Raw genomic sequence first — 19,218 nt, forward strand, 5'->3', positions numbered from 1 at the left:
CCACCCATATTGCCGGCGACTGGGGCACGACCCACCTACGGCTGCATTTATGCCGGGGCGCCACGGTACTCGACAAGGTCGACGGCGCCGGTATTGGCTCGTTGACCGTCAGCGCCGAAGCCACGCTGTTCGGGGCGCTCGACCCGTGGGCTCGCAAGTATGGGGCTTTGCCCATTTGGCTCGCCGGCATGGTCGGCTCACGTAACGGTTGGCGGGAAGTCCCGTACGCCGCATGTCCGGCTGGCGCCGCGGAGCTGCGCTCTGCACTGCTTCGCTTCGATGCGCGCGGTCATTCGATCGCCATTGCCGCCGGTGTCTCCTGCACCAACCCACTTGGCGCACCGGATGTCATGCGCGGCGAGGAAACACAGATTCTCGGCGCGATTGCCACTCATCCTGCACTGGGACGCGGGCGAAACATCCTCGCGCTGCCGGGCACCCATACCAAATGGGCGCTGGTGGAAGACGGCAAGCTCAAATCGTTCCAAACCAGCCTATCCGGCGAGCTGTACGCCCTGCTGCGAGATCGCAGCACCCTGCTCAAAGCCTCGGCGGTCGAATCGAACGAAGAGGCGGAGCGGCGCGGCTTCGCGGCCGGCCTGCAACGCAGCCTGGAAATGCGCAACGTGCCGCTCAGTCACTTGTTGTTCGAAGTGCGCGCCCGCCAGTTGATTGAGGGCATGACGCACGCCGAAGCCTCCACTTACCTGTCCGGCCTCATCATCGGTCAGGACGTGCTGGGAGCCTTGCCTTGGTTCGATGGAACGTTGCGAGCGAGCACCGCCGTGCCGATCATCGGCGCGCCCAAGCTCGCCGAGCTCTACGCAGCCGCCCTCGCCGCCCATGGCATTGAAACCGTGCCGCTGGACGCCACCGAGTTGACCATCGCCGGCCTCAACGCCCTCGCCCACGCCGATATCGCGGAGTAATTTTTCGTGTCCACGCCCGTCGCTCTCCCGCCTTTGATCGCCATCCTGCGCGGCATCCGTCCCGATGAAATATTGGACGTGGCCAAAGCCCTGGTCGACGCCGGCATCCGCGGCATCGAAGTGCCGCTGAATTCACCCGAGCCGCTGGTGAGCATCCGCCGCTTGACGGAGCGATACGGCAACGAATGTCTCTGCGGCGCCGGCACGGTGCTCAAGGCCGCGCAGGTCGACGCCGTCGCCGAAGCCGGCGGCAAGTTGATCGTGACGCCCAATATCGATCGGGCCGTCATCGCACGCAGTGTGGAGCTGGGGCTGCAGGCTGTCCCCGGCTTTGCGACTGCAACCGAGGCATTTGCAGCGATCGATGCCGGCGCGACGGCGCTGAAGTTGTTCCCCGCCTCGACCTATGGCGTACAGCACGTGAAAGCGCTCCGGGCCGTGTTGCCGGGGACTAAAGTGTTCGCGGTCGGCGGCGTCGGCGCTCACAATCTGGCGGAATGGGCCCAAGCCGGCATCGACGGCATCGGTTTCGGCACGGACATCTATGCGCCGGGCCGCACCGCCGCCGAAGTTGGAGCGCGAGCGACCGCCATCGTCAGCGCCTGGAACCAGGCACGGGGATCCGCCAACGCGTGATCGTGATATGTTGCTCCCATAACTCAGGGGCAGAGATAAGCCAGGTAGCATGCGCAAACCCAGCGGACAAAACCTGACCTACGGCATCGTCGAAGAATTGGGTCACGCCGTCGTCACCCAGACCTACGGCGACGGGGTGCCGTTTCCCATCGAGGCCGAGCTGTGCAAACAGTTCGGCGCGAGCCGCACCGTGCTCCGGGAAGCGGTCAAGATGCTCACCGCCAAGGGCCTGCTCAGCGCCCGCCCGCGGCAAGGCACCTGGGTCGAGCCGGAAAGCAATTGGAATCTGCTCGATCCCGATGTGCTGCGCTGGCTGCTGGAGCGAAAGTTCTCGCTCGAGCTGCTCGCCGAGTTCACCGAGATTCGTTACGCGATCGAACCCATGGCGGCAGCGCTCGCCGCTCGCAGCGCCACGCCCGAAGGCATCGCCCGCATCCGTCGCGCTGTCGAGCGCATGAAAACGGCGGCCCTCGGTGAGGACGATCCGCTCGAATCCGACATCGCCTTTCACGTCGCCGTGCTGCATGCGACGGGCAACCGCTTCTACGCGCAGCTCGAAGACGTGATCAACGCGGCGCTGCGCATCTCGATCCGGCTCACCAACTCGGTCAAAGGCGTGCCGCAGGCCGACGTTGGTATTCACCAAAAAGTGCTCGACGCCATCGAGGCCGGCGACGCCAACAAAGCCCGCACCATCATGGAAGGCATCATCAGCGAAGTGCTGGACCTGATCAGCACGGCTCGAAAGAAGAACAACAAGGTCTCAGCCGCTGCAGCCTCATCGCGTGCAAGCGCGACACGCCCGACCGCCGCAGCTGCGCCACGCTCGACATCGGCGCGCGCCGCGGCCGCAGGCCGCAATGGCGCGGCAGCACGTCGGCGAAGCACGTAACTCAGCGATCGCCGAGCAGCGCGTACAGATCCATCTGGCGGCTGTCGCCGATGACCTGCTCGAAGTCCAATCCCAAAGTCGCGAGCACCGGCTCGGCGACCGGCTTGATCTGTTTGATCACATAGTGCTCGCGATCCAGCGGATGCTGAATGTTGTCGATCGGCTCGGGGCCCGCGGTCGTAATCACATAACTGATTAGCCGACCCAGCGGTTGAGTCGACTTGCGGGCAGCCACGACGTGCGGCGGCGTCGTGGCGGTGTACTCCTCGGTGTCTTTCCGAAGATTCTTTTTGTAGACCAACTGGTCGTCCAACTTGCCATCGCGCACCCGGCCGACGATGTCGGCGAGATAGACATCGACCGGCTGATCCGTGAACAAGCGGTGATACAGCTCGCGCTGGACTTGTTTGGCAAGCGCCGTCCAGTCACGCCGCACGACCTCCATGCCGACGAACTGCACGCCGTCGATATCGGCCGCATTGAGCAAGCCCGCGTACCGTTTGCTGGCGCCGCGCGTGCTGCCTCTGGCTCGCGGCAGGAACAATCGCAGGTAGAGCTTCTCGAACTTCAGCTCCATCTTGCTGGTCACGCGCCATTCCTGGCCGATGTATTGAGCGATGTCTCGATTCAGCTTGGCCGCAAGCTCCTTGCCCAGGGCGCGCGCCTCGTCGGCGTCGGGCATGCCGGAACGAACGAACAAGCTGTCCGTGTCGCCGTAGAGCACGGTGTAACCCGCGCTTTCGAACCACTGCTTGGACCAGAGCAGAATCTCCCGGCCCGTGCCAGTGATGGAGTTGGCGAGCGCCGGGTTGTAGAAGCGGCAGGCTGGCGTACCCAGCACGCCGTAGCACGAGTTCATCAAGATCTTGATGGCGTGCGAGGCCACTTCGTCGCCATGCTTCTTGGCGACATCGCGCCGGGGGAACAGCTCATCGAGCACTCTCGGCAGGATGGCCGGCTCCCTGCGAAACGCACCGCCCGGCGTTTCGATCAAATCGTCGGTGGGCTGCGGCCGCGCCACATACGACAAGGGATCGATATTGAACGTGCGGATGATGCTGGGATACAGACTCTTGAAGTCGAACACCCAGACATTGCGATGCAAACCGGTGAGCGGCTCGAGCACGTGGCCGCCCTGTTGAGCCTCATACACACGCGAATCGCTGGAACGGACGGTCGGCGCGACGATGCCGAGCTTTTCCAGCTCCGACAGATATAGGAAATCGAACGAGGCGATGCTGGCCGCGACGCGATCCGGCGTCATGCCCGTGAGTTGACTGCGCGCCACGGCGAGGTGGATCACATTCAACTTCGCGACGATTTCGAATACCAGCCGCGCATCGGTGCGAGCGTACAACGCGAACGCCGGCAGATCGTGACGATAGTTGTGAATGATCTCGGCCAGACGATCGCGCACATCGCCCGCCACCGCTTTGCCTTCACCGAGCACTTCTCGGGCAACGGCATCGAGCGAGTAATCGTCCATGCGGACGAATGCGCCGCGCAGCAGATCGATGCCGTCCATGACCAATCGGCCGGGAATGCTCGCCTGGCCGCTGCCGAAATAACCTTCCGCCTTGCGAATGCGGATCGCGCCCGCGTCGCGGCCGAGGCTGAAGGGATGCCGCAATCGCTGCGCCATCTTCTGCAACGCCGTCAAATCGAAGTCGACGATGTTCCAGCCGGTGATCACGTCGGGATCGAGCCGCTGCACCCGTTCGCAGAATGCGTTGAGTGCGGAATATTCGTCGACGCAGCGCGTGGCCTTCTCGGGCATCGGACGATCGCTGCCGTCGACGATCAGCACTTCGTCGATCTCGTTCGAGTACATCGAGATGGCGAGCAGACGCTCCCCTTTGCCGTCGGTCTCGATATCGAACGACAGGACGCGCGGCTCGATTCTCACATCCGCCGGCCGAAGCACGGGGTTATCGAACACCCAAGTGATGCCCTCGCCCGGCGTCGCCTCGCCCTCGATCTCACAACCGCCTTTGATGCCGCGCTCGATCAGATAGCGAATCGCAAACCGCACGTCCGCTTCGTAGGTGTCGACACCGACGTCATGCAACCGGTCGCGCAGACCGGGCACATCGGTCGGCGTCTCCATATCGAAGCGCGATACCGGCTCGCCGTTGAAGGTGCGCTTCTCCAATGCAACAGATTGCTGGGAGGTCAGCGCACTCGCCCGCTCGACATCCGCCGTTCGAATGTAGAAGTGCGGCCGCTGGCGATTGTCGCGGACCAGAAAGGTGCCGCCGTCCTCGAGTCGACCGTAAATATGGATGACAGGAACGCGCGTTCCGGCAGAGCCGGAGACGACGCGATAACTGGCCTGGAGAATGAAGCCGCGGAGCTTGAGCACCCGCGAATTGTGCTCTAAACGCGCCGCCGTCGCGAGCCGGAAAACCTGCCAGCGGCCGGCCAGGACCGATACTTGACAGCGTCAAGTAATTGCGCGAATGTCTGCGCGCAGGGAGGAAACCGTATGAATGCAGCGTCAGAGACCATCATCGCCGACATCCGGCAGTTCAACCGCTTCTACACCCGGACCATCGGCGTGCTCGGCAACAACCTGTTGGGCGGCGATTATTCGTTGACCGAAGTGCGCGTGCTGTACGAGATCGCCAACAACGAAAGCGTCATGGCGGCCGACCTGGTGCGCGCTCTCGGCATGGACTTCGGCTACGTCAGCCGGATCCTCGCGCAGTTCGAAAAGCGCGGTTGGCTCAAGCGCGAGCGCTCCGAGGACGACGGCCGCAAATCTCACCTGTTACTCACGGCGAAGGGCCGCAAGGCGTTCGCCAGCGTGAATCAGCAAGCGCGCGATGAAGTCGCGAAGCTGCTGGAACCCCTGCCCTGGCATCAACAATTGCAACTGCAAGCGCATCTACGACAAGTGCAATCGCTCCTCAGCCCGCAGCCCGCCACGCCGGCCGTCCGGCTGCGAACCCATCGAGCCGGCGACATGGGCTGGATCATCCAGCGGCACGGCGCGCTGTATGAAAAGGAATATGGCTTCAACAGTGAATTCGAAGCACTGGTCGCGGAGATCTGCGCCAAGTTTCTGCGGGAATACGATCCCGCGGCCGAGCGCTGTTGGATCGCGGAACTCGGTGACGCGCCAGTCGGCACGATCATGCTGGTGCGTGGTGCCGACGGCATCGCGAAGCTGCGTCTGCTGCTAGTCGAGGACAGCGCTCGAGGCCACGGCGTCGGCCGCATGCTCGTGCAAGAGTGCGTCAGCTTTGCACGGCAGGCAGGTTACAAGGGCATGACACTCTGGACGCAGAGCACCCTGCTCGCGGCGCGCAAGCTCTATGTAGCGGCCGGCTTCAAGCTGGAAAAAAGCGAGCCCCACCACAGCTTCGGCCAATCGCTGGTCGGCGAGACCTGGGGACTGCAATTCGATGCATGAGCCTCGACGCTTCGCCTCCGCAGCGAAATCTGCACCGCCACGAAGCGCTCGTCACGGCGGCAACCCATAGCCGCGCGCCATGGGATATTGCAGAAAAGCCATTCGTTCCCGCAGCGGCGCACGGCTAGCATGCCTCGAGGGATGAATACCTGAGGACGTGCGGTCGGTATGAGAGTCATCGTCATCGGAGCCGGTGTGGTCGGCGCCGCTACGGCTTATTTTCTTGCTCGGGGCGAGCACGAAGTCACGGTGCTCGACCGGCACGGGCGGCCTGGCCAGGGGGCGTCCTTCGGCAACGCCGGGCAGCTCTCGTACTCCTATACGGACACGCTGGCCGATGTCGGAATGTTACGCCGCCTGCCTGGCATGCTGCTGGGCCGGGACCGCAGCATGCGCATTCAGCTGGATCTGCCGTTGCTGCCGTGGGGCGTGCAGTTTCTGTGGCGCTGTACGCGACGGCGAGCCGATGCGGCCACGGTCCAGCTCCTGCACCTGGCTGCCAGATCCGCGAACGCGCTCGAGTCGCTGCTGAAGGATGCGCCGCTCGACTTTGGCTATCGCGCCGCTGGCAAGCTCATGATCACCGGGTCGGGGCAGACGCTCGCCGGGCTGCAGCGTCGCGCCGACTTGAAACGTCAGCACGGCGTGCGCGTGGATATCATCGGTGCGAAAGACTGCCTCGCGATCGAACCGGCGCTCGAGGCATGGCGCAGCCCGATTCTCGGTGCAGCCTACGCCCAAAACGATAGCGCCGGCGATGCCGAGTCGTTCACGCGCAGTCTGTGCAATTACCTGATCACCCACGGCCTGGCGCGTGTCATCACTGGCGCTGAGGTGCAAAGTCTCGTGCGCCATCGAGGCCGGATCATCGGCGTGCAGACCCCATCGGGGCTGCTCGAAAGCGATGCTGTCGTCATCTGCGCCGGCATCGGCGCGCGCCAGCTGGTTCGCGGCCTGCCGTTGTGTCTGCCCATCTATCCACTCAAAGGCTACAGCCTGACTGCGGCTCCAGGCGCCCACGCACCTAAGGTCAGCTTGACCGATCTGGATCGGCGCATCGTCTTCGCCAGTCTCGCGGGTCGCATGCGTCTGGCCGGCCTCGCCGATTGCGTCGGCGACGATGACAGCATCGACGCTCGACGCGTGACCGAACTGATGCGACTCGGCAGCGAAGTGCTGCCCGAAGCCGCCCATTTCGACGCCGCCCAGCCCTGGGCAGGCTTGCGACCAGCGACACCGAGCGGCCTGCCGCTGGTCGGCGGCACACGCGTGCCCGGTTTGTTTTTGAACGTCGGGCACGGCGCGCTGGGCTGGACGTTGGCGTGCGGTACGGCTCAACAGCTTGCCGAGCAACTACCCAAACGTATCTGAGTCGCGCAACCCATAGCCTCAGGCTGTGCTCCGCGCACCGATTGGAATGCCTGCAGACCGCGGGCGCTCCCTATACTCGAATCGGCTCGTTCCCTGGGGAAACATCAATGAAAAAACGTGCGCTGCTGATTTCTTCTTCGCTGGTCACCTTGTGCTGGACACCGTTGACTACGACACAGGCCGCCGATGCCGGCACGCCCGCGCCGCAGCTCGAGGAGATCGTGGTGATCGGCTCGAACATCCGCAACGCCGACGTGGAACAGACCTTGCCGGTCACACTGCTCGACGCTGAGGCGTTGCGGAGTATCGCGCCATCGACTGCCGAGGATCTGATTCAGGCGCTGCCGTTCTCCGGCGCGATGGAGTTCAACTCCAGCACTCCTAGTCCGAACAAGGCACGAGGCGATGTCGCTGCTGTCAATCTGCGCGGCCTCGGCTCTGGCAATACGCTGGTGCTGTTGAACGGTCGCCGGCTGGCGCGCAGCCCGGCGGGGCAACTGATCGACGACGTGCCGGTGCAATCGGTCAACGTCAACGTGATTCCGGTCGGCGGCCTCGAGCGCGTCGAAGTCCTGCGCGACGGCGCCGCCGCCCTGTATGGCTCCGACGCGGTAGCGGGCGTAATGAACTTCGTCACCGATCGCGACTACGAGGGCCTGTCGCTGAGCGGACAGTTCCTCGACAGCGAGCACACCAGCCAGCAGGAAACCAGCGTCGATGCGCTGTGGGGCACGAGCTTCAACGACGGACGCACGCGACTGACGGTCGGTGCGAACTGGTTCAGCCGCAAGGCCATGAAGAATTCCGAAACCGCAATCACCGCGAGCGCCGATCGTCGTGCACTTGCGCCAGCCGGCTTCGAGAACGACGCGCAGTTGAACAACAACTCCGCCGGCACGCCCTACGGCGAGTTTCAGGCCGGACGGTTTATGGGCACCAACTTCGCACCTGCCTCGGTCCGTCGCAACGGCGCGCTGCTGACCACCAGCACCGGCATCTTCCACGTGCAACCGGCGTCCGAAGCCGGCGCGCTGGCGCCCACCGCACAGAATGGCATCTCCATCGACGATGGCAGCCAGAGCTTGCGCTACGACTTCACCGCGAACGCGCAGATCGTGCCGGACTCGGATCGATTCAACCTGAGCGCGGGCTTCACGCACGACTTCGATGCCGGCGTCACGTTGTTCGCCGACGCGCTGTTCTACCGCTCGCAATCCGAAAATTACGACGCCGAACAATCCTTCGACAATGGCAACGCCTTCGTGGTGGTGCCGGCCAGCAACTATTGGAATCCCTTCGGCGCGGCGACCCTGCCCGATGGCTCGCCAAACCCGAACCGGATCGCCGGCTTGAATGCACCGGCCGGCGGCCTCGATGTGCTGGTCCGCCAGTTCCGCGTGCTCGAACTCGGCTCACGCACGATCGAAGTCGATTCGAATCAGCATCACCTCGTGTTCGGATTGCGGGGCGACAGTGGCGACTGGAGCTGGGAGACCGCCGGCGTCGTCAGCGAAGCCGAGCACGAAGATCGTCAATACAACCGGGCCTCGAAGACGGCCCTGGTCGCAGCGCTCGCCAATTCCACGCCGTCCGCACTCAACGTGTTCGGCGGACCGAACGTCAACAATGCCGCGACGCTCGACGCCATTCGGGTCACTGAGCTCAATCGCTTCGAGACAGCGCTGTATAGCGTCGATGCGCGCGCATCGAATGCATCGCTGTTCAGCATTTGGGGCGGCGACGCCGGTCTCGCCGCGGGCGTCGAGTGGAGACGCGAAGAGCTGGTCGAAGATCGCGACCCGCACCGCGACGGCACGATCACCTTCATCGATCCGACCTTCGGAATCACCGACGGCAGCGATGTCGCCGGGTTGCCGGCGGTCGCCGACGCGAAAGGATCGCGCAACGTCACCTCTGCCTACTCCGAGCTCGCGCTGCCGCTGGTTGGCGCGCCGAATCGCGTCGCTGGCGTATATGCGTTGGAAATGCAACTCGCGGCTCGCTTCGAGGACTACAGCGACTTCGGCAGCCTGGTGAAACCCAAGCTCAGCCTCGCCTGGCGCCCGATCGAATCGCTGCTGGTGCGCGCCTCCGCGTCGGAAGGTTTCCAGGCACCCAACCTGCTGCTCACCAGCCGCGGCGAGACGATCACTTCGCGTTCCGGTCTGAACGATGTCTATCGCTCGCAAGTCACCGGCGATCCCGAGGATGCCGGCAACGGCTTCTTCCGACAGGGCGTGAATCAGGGCAATGACCTGCTCGAGCCGGAAGAATCCGAAAGCTATGCCGTCGGTCTGGAATGGCGGCCGTTCGACTCCGTCGAGCTGTCGGTCGATCGCTGGTGGGTCGAGACCGACGATGCCATCGCAACGCTGGGTTATCAGACACAGCTCGACCTCGATGCTTCGCTGCGCGCCGCGGGTAGCTCGAATCCGAACGTGATCCGCGACGATTTCATTTCGCCCGAAGACCTGGCTTTGTTTGCGGATCCGATGCGCAATCCGACGGGCCGTGCGCCCGTGGGCCGGCTGATTCAGGTCATCGATCCGTACATCAATGCCGATCGTCGTAACGCGGAAGGTTGGGACCTGGCGGCGAGTTGGCGCATCGACACCGACAATCTCGGCCGCTTCACCTTGCGCGCCGATGCCATGCATCTCACCAAGATCGAGCTGATCAAGGGCGACCTGGTGCTCGACCGTCTGCGCTTCAACGGCAATCCCGAGTGGAAAGTCAGCAGCAGCGTGAGCTGGAATGGCGGCAACTTCGGCGCCACGGTGTTTGCCCGGTGGGTGAGCAGCTTCAACGAAGACACCGTCAATCAAGACACCACCAACGCCTTGCTGACTGTCGAAGACTGGCTCACCGTCGATGCGTCGGTCGACTACCAGATTCTCGATTCCCTGCAGCTGCGCCTCGGAGCCAAGAACATCCTCGACGAAGACCCGCCGATCGCGGACGACACCAACACCGGCTATTTCGCGGAATATCACAATCCGCTCGGACGCCTTTACTATCTGCGGCTGCAGTATCAGTTCCAATGAGGACGTGCGTATGAGCCGACGGATTCGTATCGCGGTGTGGGCCGCCTGCATGCTGGCAACGCATGCGAGCATCGCTGCACCGTCGGCCGCCCCGCCGCCCCACGGGCCGGTCCTCGACTTCTACGACAGCGGCATTGTCGAGTACAGCGCGGTGTTCCATCCGGTCATCGCGCGCGAAGCGATGGTCGCAAGTCAGAACGACCTGGCTTCTCGCATCGGCCTCGAAGTACTGGAACGCGGCGGGAATGCGGTGGATGCAGCGGTCGCTGTGGGCTTCGCGCTTGCAGTCGTACTGCCGCGCGCCGGCAATCTCGGGGGCGGCGGCTTCATGCTCTTGCATATGCCTGAGGACAAGCTCACGACGTCCTTCGACTATCGCGAGAGCGCGCCCACAAACGTGGCGCCGAAAGATTTCCTCGGCCCGGACGGGAAGATCACGGAAGCCGCCAAAGTGTCGTGGCAATCGGCAGCGGTGCCGGGCACCGTTGCCGGCCTGCATCTGGCATGGTCCCGCTACGGCTCACGTCCGTGGGCGGAGCTGGTGCAACCGGCGATTCGGCTCGCCGAGCGCGGCTATGCGATCAGTTATGACTTCGCGGGGCTGCTGGAGCTGAAAAAATCCTGGTTGCAGGAGGACGACGCGGTCAAGCGTGCTTACTATCGTGCCGATGGCACGAGCTATCGTGCTGGCGAGATCCTCCGCCAACCTGATCTCGCGCGCACACTGCGCCGTATCGCCCGCTCGGGGCCGCAGGATTTCTATAAAGGTGAAACTGCACGCCGCATCGTCGCAGACATGCAGCACTTCGGCGGCGGCATCACGGCCGAGGACTTGGCGTCATACCGCGCGATCGAGCGCCAGCCGATTTCCGGTGAGTATCGAGGTTATCGCATCGTCGGCATGGCGCCGCCAAGCTCCGGTGGCATCGGCGTCATTCAAACATTGAACGTGCTCGGACAATTTCCTGTCGCGGATTGGGGCGCGAGCTCAGCGCGAGCGCTGCACGTCTTCGCCGAAGCCTCGCGTCATGTGAGCGCGGACCGCGGCCGGTTTCTCGCCGATCCTGACTTCGTGTCCGTGCCGACCGAGCGCCTCATCTCGCAACAACACGCGCAGGAAATCGCGGCGCGCATTTCTCCAACCAAGGCGGGCTCGGCCGCGGAGATCCGCTCGTTCGTCGGCTCGGGCCTGGACTCGCCGTCGACGACGCACTACTCCATCGTCGATAAACATCGCAATGTGGTGTCGAACACGTACACCCTGGGATTTTCGTTCGGCAACGGACACATGATTCGCGGCACCGGCGTGCTGCTCAACAATTCGACCACGACGTTCTCGATGAACGCCACCGGCCGTCCGCCTCGCCCCAACGATCTGCAAGCGGGCAAACGCGCGTTGAGCACGCAGGCGCCGACCCTGGTCTTCAAAGATGAGAAGCCCTATCTCGTGACTGGCAGCCCCGGTGGCGCGCGCATCATCAGCGCCGTCGCGCAAGTCGTCGACAACGTGCTCACACACCAGATGAACATCGCAGAAGCCAGCGCCGAGCGGCGCGTGCACGCCGATCTGGATCGTGACGTGCTGATGCTCGAACCCGGCTTCAATCGCGACACCGCCGCGGCGTTGCAGGCCCTGGGTCATCGCATCGAATGGGCCTACGCGTTCGGCAGCACGCAGTCGATCATGATTCAGGGCGACTATTTGTATGGCGCCTCCGATCCACGCCGGCCGGATGCTCTGAGCGTGGGCGAGTGATCGCCGCTCTCACTTCAGGAAGTTGAGGAATGCGGTGATCACCAGCGCGTTGGTGAAATCAAGAAAGAACGCGCCCACCAGCGGTGCGACCAGGAACGCACGAGGCGCCGCACCGAAGCGTTCGACCAGCGTGCGCATCACGGCCATGGCATTGGCCGTCGTTCCAAGCATGAAGCCGAGGAATCCACCGGACGTCACGGCAGCGTCGTAGTCGCGGCCCATCAATGGAAACACCGGCCACAGCGAGAACATCGCGACCAGGACGACTTGCACCAGCAGCATCACGATGAGCGGCCCCGCCATCGAGGCGAGCTTGGTGAGGTCGAGCGTCATGAGCGCCATCACCAGGAAGAACGACAACGCCACGGCGCCCAGCAGGTCCAGCGCCGTATGCGACAGTTTCAGCCAGCGAGTGCGATCGTCGATGTTGCGCAGAATGGCGGCTGCCAACATCGCGCCGATGTACTCCGGCAGCGTCACTCCGAGCGAAGTAATGCCTGCACTGATGGCTGTGCCCACCCACATGGCGACGAGCACGGCCGCGACCGTCTTGAGCGCGGTGTGAACTTGCAACGAGTCCTCGCCCAGCGGCTCAGCTTCGGATGCAGGAAGATCGGTAGAGAGTTGTGTCGGCGACTTGGCCGCGGCATTCGGCTCAGCGCCGCGCAGTCGATGACGCGCGATCAACAGCGATCCGATCGGACCACCCACCAATCCGCCCAGCACGATGCCGCCCATGGCCGTTGCCACCGCAACCGTCGCCGCGCTCTCGATGCCCGCAGCTTCGAACAACGGCGCGAATGCCAGTCCTGTTGCGGGCCCTCCGGTGAGCGTGACCGATCCTGTCAGCACGCCCAGCGCCGGCGGCAATCCGAAGCCCAGCGCGAGCGCGATGCCCACCAGGTTCTGCACGATGGCGAAGCCCGTCACGAGAGCCAATAGCACGACCACCTGCGTGCCACCCGCGCGCAGCAGCGCGAGACTGGCCGAGAATCCCAGGGTGGTGAAGAACGCCACCAGCAAAGGACGCTGTAATGTGGTGTCGAACGTTGCGACCGGCCAGTCGTTGGCGCGTGCCACGACGATGGCCAGCGCCGCCAGCAGACCGCCAAGCACCGGCGCTGGAATATTGAGCCGCGCGAGCCCCGGAATCGTGCGCTGTAGGAAATATCCAAAGAACAACAGGCAGGCGCATGATGCCAGTGTCTCCACCAATCCGAACGTCATGGTTGGGTCGCCACGCTGTTGACTGTACCTTCGCGTCTCGAATCGGCCGCACCGAGCATCGTTCCATCTGCCTGCCGCCACAGGCCGTGCAGGCCCGATTCCTCGCCTCTCGGCGGGCGGAGTTGCAGACCGAGGCGTGCCAGTTCCTCGACGACGCCTGGCGCAAATCTTTCTGTCTCAGCCACGAACTCGCCGCCCCGAGCGATCAGATTCGGCAGTTCGATCGCCGACCGAAGATCCATGCCCCAGGCCAACGTCGCGAGCAGCGTCTTGCCGTTGTATGCGGGAATGGCATTGCCGCCGGGCGAACCGAGCGCCGCGACGAACCGTCCCTGCAGATCGAGCACGACGATGGGCGCCATGGAAGAACGCGGCCGTTTGCCGCCGGCCACTGCGTTGGCGGCCGGACGCTCGCCGTCGCGTGGATTCAGCGAGAAATCGGTCATCTGATTGTTGAGCACGAAGCCGCCGACGGTGCGACCCGAGCCGAAATACGTCTCGACGGTGGTCGTCATCGAGACCACCATGCCGCTGGCATCGCCGATGACGAAATGACTCGTGCCTGCCGCCTCCGCGGTCGCATCCTCACCGACTCGCCTGGCCGGAAACTCACCGGCCGCCGGCGCTACGCTCACATCGCGATCGATCAGTCGGGCACGTGCCTCGATGTAGTCGGGAGCCAGCAGCTCGCTCACCGGCACCTCGACGAAACGAGGATCGGCCACATAGCGGTCGCGATCCGCATACATCAAACGACTCGCCTGCGCGAACAGCAGCCACGCCCTTGGATCGTCCGGGCGGCGCTGCTCGATGTCGGTCCGCTCCAGCAGCGCCAGCAGCTGCAAGACGCCAACGCCGCTCGACGGCGGTGGCGGCACACAGACTTGATGTGCCCAGACGATTCGACACAACGGCGCCACCTCGTCCACCGAATAGCTCGCCAGATCGGCCTCGGTCATGGCGCCGCCCAAGGGCGCGGCTTGGGTGCGAGCGACGATCTGTTGCGCCAAGGTCCCTCGATACAATGCATCGGCGCCGGTCGTTGCGAGCGATTGCAGCGTGCTTGCGTAGGCTGGATTGCGAAACCGATCGCCCGCTTGCAACGGCGTACCGTCCGGCCTCGCGAACAGTGTACGCACGTCAGCCGTTTGCACCTGCGGATACGAGCCGTTCAAGTAACGCGCCATGCGTGGTGAGACTTCGAATCCTGCTCGCGCAAGACGAATTGCAGGCTCGAATGTTTCGACCCAGGGTCGCCGACCGAACTTGCCGTGCCCCCGCTCCAGCAAACGCATCACTCCCGGCACGCCCGTGGCTCGTCCGGAGACCACCGCTGCCGCGCGCGTCAGCGGCGTATCGGCCGTCGCCATGAACATATCGGACTGTGCCGCCGCCGGCGCCGCTTCCCGGCCGTTGAACGCGCTGACCTGACGCGTGCTCGGGTCATACACCAGGAGAAAAGCGCCGCCACCGATGCCAGAGCTTTGCGGCTCGGTGAGCCCCAGCACCAGCTGGACTGCAATGGCTGCATCCACCGCGCTACCGCCGTTACGCAGGACTTCGATTCCAGCCGCGACAGCATGGGGATTCGCAGCCGTAACCCATCCGGTTCCGGTCGCAGACGGCACTGGCTTCGCGCTCGGCGATGCACAGGCAGCAAGCAAGCCCACCAGGCATGCCGTCGACCAGGCGCGGAGCACGGAGCTCATGGCTTTGAATGGAAGTCGCATTTCTCGCATCATCACCAAGCCGGGCGCAGGCGTCCAACTCCGATCCGCTCATACGTCATAGCGTGAAGCTATGCTCGCAGAGTTTCCGCCAGCACGGCCTGCAACGTCGCCATGAAGCGCCCGGCCATCACCGACAGCGGCCGATCCTCCAGATGCACGGCGTGGATGTTGAAGCGCAACGCCGGCTCCAGCGCGCGAAAGTCCAGCGCGTCCGGCCCGGCTTGCGAGGCACTGGCTCGCGCCGTCAGCTCATCGACAACGGCAATGGCAGCGCCGAAGCGCACCAGCGCAGCGGCCAGGTAAAACGTTTGCACCGACACGACTTCCTGCACATTCAGATTCCGCTGTGCCAACGCCGCGCTGAACAGGTCTCCGACCGGACCGCTCGCCGACAGCCCCACGATGTCCCGATTGCGCAGCCACGACAGCTCCAATCTGGGCGGCAGCGCCGGAAACTGCTCGCGCCGATACAGGATCATCACTTCGCCCTGGCCGATCGTGGTCGACTTCAATTGCGGATGAGGCGGTAGATCGTAGGCGAACGCGGCCTCGCAGCTGCGCTCGAGCAAGGCCCGCTCCACGTCATTGTGGTGCAGGGTCATGATCTCGAATGTCACTTCCGGATGTTGCTCGCGGAACCGCGAGATCGCCGCCGGCGCGATCCCCAACCCCATTGCCGGCAGCACAGCCAATCGCAGATGACCGCTCTTGCCGCCGCGTAGATTGCGCGCCGTGCGTCGCATGGACCCCAGGCGTTGCTGGATGTCGGCGGCCTCGCGAAACAACACATGCGCATCGTCGGTCGGCACCAGCCGACCTTTCACCCGTTTGAACAAGACGAACCCGAGCTGGTCCTCGGCGTGCTTCAGCAATTTGCTGAGCGAAGGTTGCGAGATGCTGAGCGCACGCGCGGCGGTGCTGATCGACCCGTTGACGTAGATGGCATGGAAAGCTTCGATGTGGCGTGCGCGCATGGATCGAAAGCATAGCTCAACGGGCCGATCAGCCGAGATAACTCCGTCCCGTGTTATGGATCCGGTGTCTGCACCATGGCGCTGCCGCCGCCACGACGCCAGGCCTCCGACACCGCACGCACCTTGTTGTTCGGCAGGAACTCCACCGCATTCACCGCGCCGGTGCCATAGGTGAGGCCGCTGATGTCGAACAGCTGGCCGCGCTCGAGCAGGTCGTCGTACTCGGGAATCAGCGCGAACTCCGGCTCCACCAGCGTGTGGCCGAACGCGCTGGTATTACGCTGCGTGGCGCGAGGCGCCTCCACTGCGACCGGCAGGCTCATGCCGAAGTCGAGGCGGTTGAGCAGGACCTGCAGCACTGTCGTGATGATGGTCTCGCCGCCGGGCGAACCGATCGCCAGTACCGGATTGCCGTTCTGGAACACCATGGTCGGCGACATGCTGCTCAAGGGCCGCATGCCGGGGCGAGGTCCGTTCGGATGCCCCACCGGAGACTTGGAAGGCACACGCGTGTTGAGCTCGTTGTTGAGAATGAAACCGTAGCCCGGCACCACCGCGCCATTGCCGCCGATGGAGTTCAGCGTGTGCGTGTAGGCGACGATGTTGCCATCGCCATCGGCCGTGGTGAGATGAATCGTCGATGAGCCATCGTCGCCGCCGCCGCCGCCGCTTTCCATGACATCGAGGTCGTACACCGCGAGATCGTCGATATCGAACGAGCCGCCCGTCACGCCGGTGCCGCCGGTGGACTCCAATGCGCCAATCAGCAGCTTGCCCGGCGCAGTCACATCGGCATTGGACAGCTCGCCGAGCCAGCTCAGCGGCTCAGGAGAACCATCGGCCCAGATCCGCACCTTCATGGTCGCGCCTTCCACACGGAATCGCAGCCATTGCCAGGCGGTCGTGCGTGTATGCGTCAATGTGCGAAGCGCGAACGCGCCATTACTCTGCCGCACACGAAACATCCGGACCTCATCCAGGTCGGACTGGATCTCGATACCGTAGCCATTGTGCGGCGACCCGAGCGAATTCCAGCTGTCGGCGCGCAGCCAGAAGCGCAGGCTGCGATCGTCGGTGAGATCGTTCATACGGAAGCGCACCAGCAGCTCGCTGTTGGTCAGCGATGCCATGTTGGCCGTGGCCCGTGCGTATGCGAACTGTGTCTTGTCGAGATAGAGGTGTCCGGCATTGGCCTGCACGTCGATCGAGGCGCCCACCCCCGGATTGCTGTTGCCCGTGCCGAACTGCGTTGTGAACTGTCCGGTCGAATCCCAAGTCGCACCGTTCGCCGCGGTGAAATTCGAGGCGAATGCGACCGGCTTCAGATCCGTTACGAACATGTCGTCGATGCGAAATCCGCCGCCGCTCGTCGCTGTGGTCCCGAGCTCGATCAGGGCCGTGAGGAATCCGCCTCCGGCCGTCACCGTTGTATCCTGCATCGTGTGCGTCCACGTGTGGCGCGGCTCATTGTCACCGTCATCCCACAAACGAACGCTGAGCTGATCGCCTTCGACACGGAATCGCAGCCACTGCCAATCCAGTGAGCGCGCGTGCGTAAACGAAGCGAGCGCGAACACTGCGTTGCCGTTGCGTGTGCGGATGATGCGCACCGTGTCGCTCGATGAGCTGATCTCGACGGCATAACCGTTGAAAGGCGACGTCGTTGCATTCCAACCGTCGGCTCGCAGCCAGAAGCGCAGGCGGCGATCTCCAGTCAGACTGTCCGGCTTGAACCGCACCAACAACTCGGTGTCGGGCGCCGCATCCATCTGCGCGGCGGCGCGAACATAGGAGAACTGCGCCGAGGTGATTTGCATGTCACCACTCTCATCCAGCACCTCGATCGACTCGCTCGAGGTGCGAGTTTCCGACACGAACTGACCACCAGCATCCCACGCAGCACCATTGCTCAATCCGGTGAAATCGAAAGTGACCGCGCCGGCGCCATCGGCCGGCAAGGGCTTCGCTTTGAGCAACGGATTAGCATCGAAAGGCCAGGGATCGGATGCAGCGACGAAGCGTTGCGTGCCACGATCCTGGATGTGCTGGCGAACGTGCTCCGCATAGTTCTCCGAGAGCAGGCCGTCAACCGGCATGGGATTGGCGTACGTCAGCGGATCGCCCAGGTAAGCCGAGCGATCGGCGAACGCGCGCCGTGATGTTTCGAGGTAGTAATGCAAGGCCTGCTCGCGCGGCAGGCTGGCCATTGGATAGCCTTCGAGCACGTTGAGCATTTCACCGATCGTGGTGCCGCCGGAAGAGGACGGCGGCGGGCCGTAGATGTCGTAGCCGCGATAGTTGACGTGCAGCGCTGCGTACTCAGGAACGGTGTAGCTGCTCAGATCGGAGGTGAGCATGTTGCCGGGCTGCACGTAGAACGGAATGGGCGTGCCCGTCGTGCGCACCGGCGGTGAATTCACCGTAGCAACAATCGCACTCGCGACCGCGCCGCTGTAGAACGCGCTGCTGCCGCTGGTCGCGATCAGCTGATACATGTCGGCCAGATCCTGATTGGTCACCAGCGAGCCGATTGCCGGCACGCTGCAATCGGAATTCAGGTAGATGGCGATGGTCGAGGTGAAGGCGCAGAGGCGCTCCTGATTCTCGGTGACCTCGCGGATGTAGTTGGCATCCGCATAGAAGCCGTCCTCGGCCACATCGATGGCAGGCTGCAAGATTTGCGCGAGCGTCACTGCCCCCGAGCCGTACAGCGTGACTGCCTTCTCCCAGGCTTTGACGACGCCGGGAACGCCGACCGCAGCACCGCTGTTGTTGCGCACGGCCTCATCGTATTCCTCGCCGCTGACCGGATCGATGAATGTTTCCTCGTCGAACGAAGCCGGCGCGCTGCTGCGATGATCCAGCACCAGCACGCGGTCGTCGTCGGCAAGATAGATCTGCATGTAGCCGCCGCCACCGATGCCGCCGGAGAATGGCCGGACCACGCCTTGAACCGCGGAGGCTGCCACGGCCGCATCCACCGCGTTTCCGCCAGCGTTGAGAATCGTGATTGCCGCTTGCGTCGCCAGCGGATGCTCGGTCGCAGCCGCTCCGCCAGAACCGGTCGCCGTCGGCGACTGCGAATACCAAGGGAGTCGATCCGCACTGGCAGTACCAGCAAAGCTCGCCAGCGTCATCGCCAGCGAGATCGTTGGTATCGAACGAGATAGGCGCCTGCTCCTCATTTCGCGTGCTCCCTGACTGATGATGCGGGAGCCTCGCGTACGGACGGGGATTCCGTCCA

The 19,218-nt window shown here is 63.9% G+C and carries 12 protein-coding genes; 7 read left to right on the top strand and 5 right to left on the bottom strand.

Annotated features, from left to right (window positions below; all coding sequences use genetic code 11):
* The 3 genes from GYH35_RS09065 to GYH35_RS09075 form a co-directional block, all read left to right on the top strand.
* A partial coding sequence (locus GYH35_RS09065; RefSeq protein WP_161828217.1) for a 2-dehydro-3-deoxygalactonokinase occupies positions 1-929 on the top strand: 929 nt, incomplete at its 5' end.
* 6 nt (positions 930-935) lie between these two features.
* A complete protein-coding gene (locus tag GYH35_RS09070; RefSeq protein WP_161814891.1) occupies positions 936-1,565 on the top strand; it encodes a 2-dehydro-3-deoxy-6-phosphogalactonate aldolase in 630 nt (209 codons plus the stop codon).
* Between the two features lie 49 nt (positions 1,566-1,614).
* Positions 1,615-2,457 (top strand): FadR/GntR family transcriptional regulator, encoded by an 843-nt coding sequence (locus GYH35_RS09075; RefSeq protein ID WP_161814890.1) that lies wholly within the window; start codon positions 1,615-1,617, stop codon positions 2,455-2,457.
* Between the two features lies 1 nt (position 2,458).
* Here GYH35_RS09075 and GYH35_RS09080 read toward each other — a convergent pair whose 3' ends face one another.
* Positions 2,459-4,819, bottom strand: a complete 2,361-nt coding sequence (locus GYH35_RS09080) for a DNA polymerase II (RefSeq protein ID WP_161828218.1) — start codon at positions 4,817-4,819, stop codon at positions 2,459-2,461.
* A 123-nt stretch (positions 4,820-4,942) separates the two neighbouring features.
* Between GYH35_RS09080 and GYH35_RS09085 the strand changes: the two genes are divergently transcribed.
* The 4 genes from GYH35_RS09085 (at position 4,943) to ggt (ending at position 12,043) form a co-directional block, all read left to right on the top strand.
* Positions 4,943-5,872 (top strand): bifunctional helix-turn-helix transcriptional regulator/GNAT family N-acetyltransferase, encoded by a 930-nt coding sequence (locus tag GYH35_RS09085; protein WP_161828219.1) that lies wholly within the window; start codon positions 4,943-4,945, stop codon positions 5,870-5,872.
* A gap of 168 nt (positions 5,873-6,040) precedes the next feature.
* Complete coding sequence (locus GYH35_RS09090) at positions 6,041-7,243, top strand: FAD-dependent oxidoreductase (protein WP_161828220.1); 1,203 nt, start codon at positions 6,041-6,043, stop codon at positions 7,241-7,243.
* Between the two features lie 107 nt (positions 7,244-7,350).
* Positions 7,351-10,287: a TonB-dependent receptor domain-containing protein gene (locus tag GYH35_RS09095; RefSeq protein WP_161828221.1), complete on the top strand. Its 2,937-nt coding sequence runs from the start codon at positions 7,351-7,353 to the stop codon at positions 10,285-10,287.
* 10 nt (positions 10,288-10,297) lie between these two features.
* Positions 10,298-12,043, top strand: coding sequence for a gamma-glutamyltransferase (gene ggt, locus GYH35_RS09100; protein WP_161828222.1), 1,746 nt, complete (start codon positions 10,298-10,300; stop codon positions 12,041-12,043).
* A gap of 9 nt (positions 12,044-12,052) precedes the next feature.
* Here ggt and gltS read toward each other — a convergent pair whose 3' ends face one another.
* From gltS to GYH35_RS09120, 4 genes are all read right to left on the bottom strand, one after another.
* Entirely contained in the window at positions 12,053-13,270 is a 1,218-nt protein-coding gene (gltS, locus tag GYH35_RS09105) for a sodium/glutamate symporter (RefSeq protein ID WP_161828223.1), read from the bottom strand.
* Entirely contained in the window at positions 13,267-15,000 is a 1,734-nt protein-coding gene (locus tag GYH35_RS09110; RefSeq protein ID WP_202624186.1) for a gamma-glutamyltransferase family protein, read from the bottom strand. Before GYH35_RS09110 ends, gltS begins: the two co-directional genes overlap by 4 nt.
* A 68-nt stretch (positions 15,001-15,068) precedes the next feature.
* Positions 15,069-15,974, bottom strand: coding sequence for a LysR family transcriptional regulator (locus GYH35_RS09115; RefSeq protein WP_161814882.1), 906 nt, complete (start codon positions 15,972-15,974; stop codon positions 15,069-15,071).
* Between the two features lie 53 nt (positions 15,975-16,027).
* Entirely contained in the window at positions 16,028-19,159 is a 3,132-nt protein-coding gene (locus tag GYH35_RS09120) for a gamma-glutamyltransferase (protein ID WP_161828225.1), read from the bottom strand.
* Positions 19,160-19,218 lie beyond the last annotated feature (59 nt).

This window comes from Steroidobacter agaridevorans, from assembly GCF_009932555.1.
Lineage (GTDB): Bacteria > Pseudomonadota > Gammaproteobacteria > Steroidobacterales > Steroidobacteraceae > Steroidobacter > Steroidobacter agaridevorans.

Bases quoted from the DNA above. Each gene is read 5' to 3' on its own strand.
- GYH35_RS09115 (WP_161814882.1), bottom strand. From the start codon at position 15,974: ATGCGCGCACGCCACATCGAAGCTTTCCATGCCATCTACGTCAACGGG.
- GYH35_RS09090 (WP_161828220.1), top strand. From the start codon at position 6,041: ATGAGAGTCATCGTCATCGGAGCCGGTGTGGTCGGCGCCGCTACGGCT.
- gltS (WP_161828223.1), bottom strand. From the start codon at position 13,270: ATGACGTTCGGATTGGTGGAGACACTGGCATCATGCGCCTGCCTGTTG.
- ggt (WP_161828222.1), top strand. From the start codon at position 10,298: ATGAGCCGACGGATTCGTATCGCGGTGTGGGCCGCCTGCATGCTGGCA.
- GYH35_RS09085 (WP_161828219.1), top strand. From the start codon at position 4,943: ATGAATGCAGCGTCAGAGACCATCATCGCCGACATCCGGCAGTTCAAC.
- GYH35_RS09120 (WP_161828225.1), bottom strand. From the start codon at position 19,159: ATGAGGAGCAGGCGCCTATCTCGTTCGATACCAACGATCTCGCTGGCG.
- GYH35_RS09075 (WP_161814890.1), top strand. From the start codon at position 1,615: ATGCGCAAACCCAGCGGACAAAACCTGACCTACGGCATCGTCGAAGAA.
- GYH35_RS09095 (WP_161828221.1), top strand. From the start codon at position 7,351: ATGAAAAAACGTGCGCTGCTGATTTCTTCTTCGCTGGTCACCTTGTGC.
- GYH35_RS09110 (WP_202624186.1), bottom strand. From the start codon at position 15,000: ATGCGACTTCCATTCAAAGCCATGAGCTCCGTGCTCCGCGCCTGGTCG.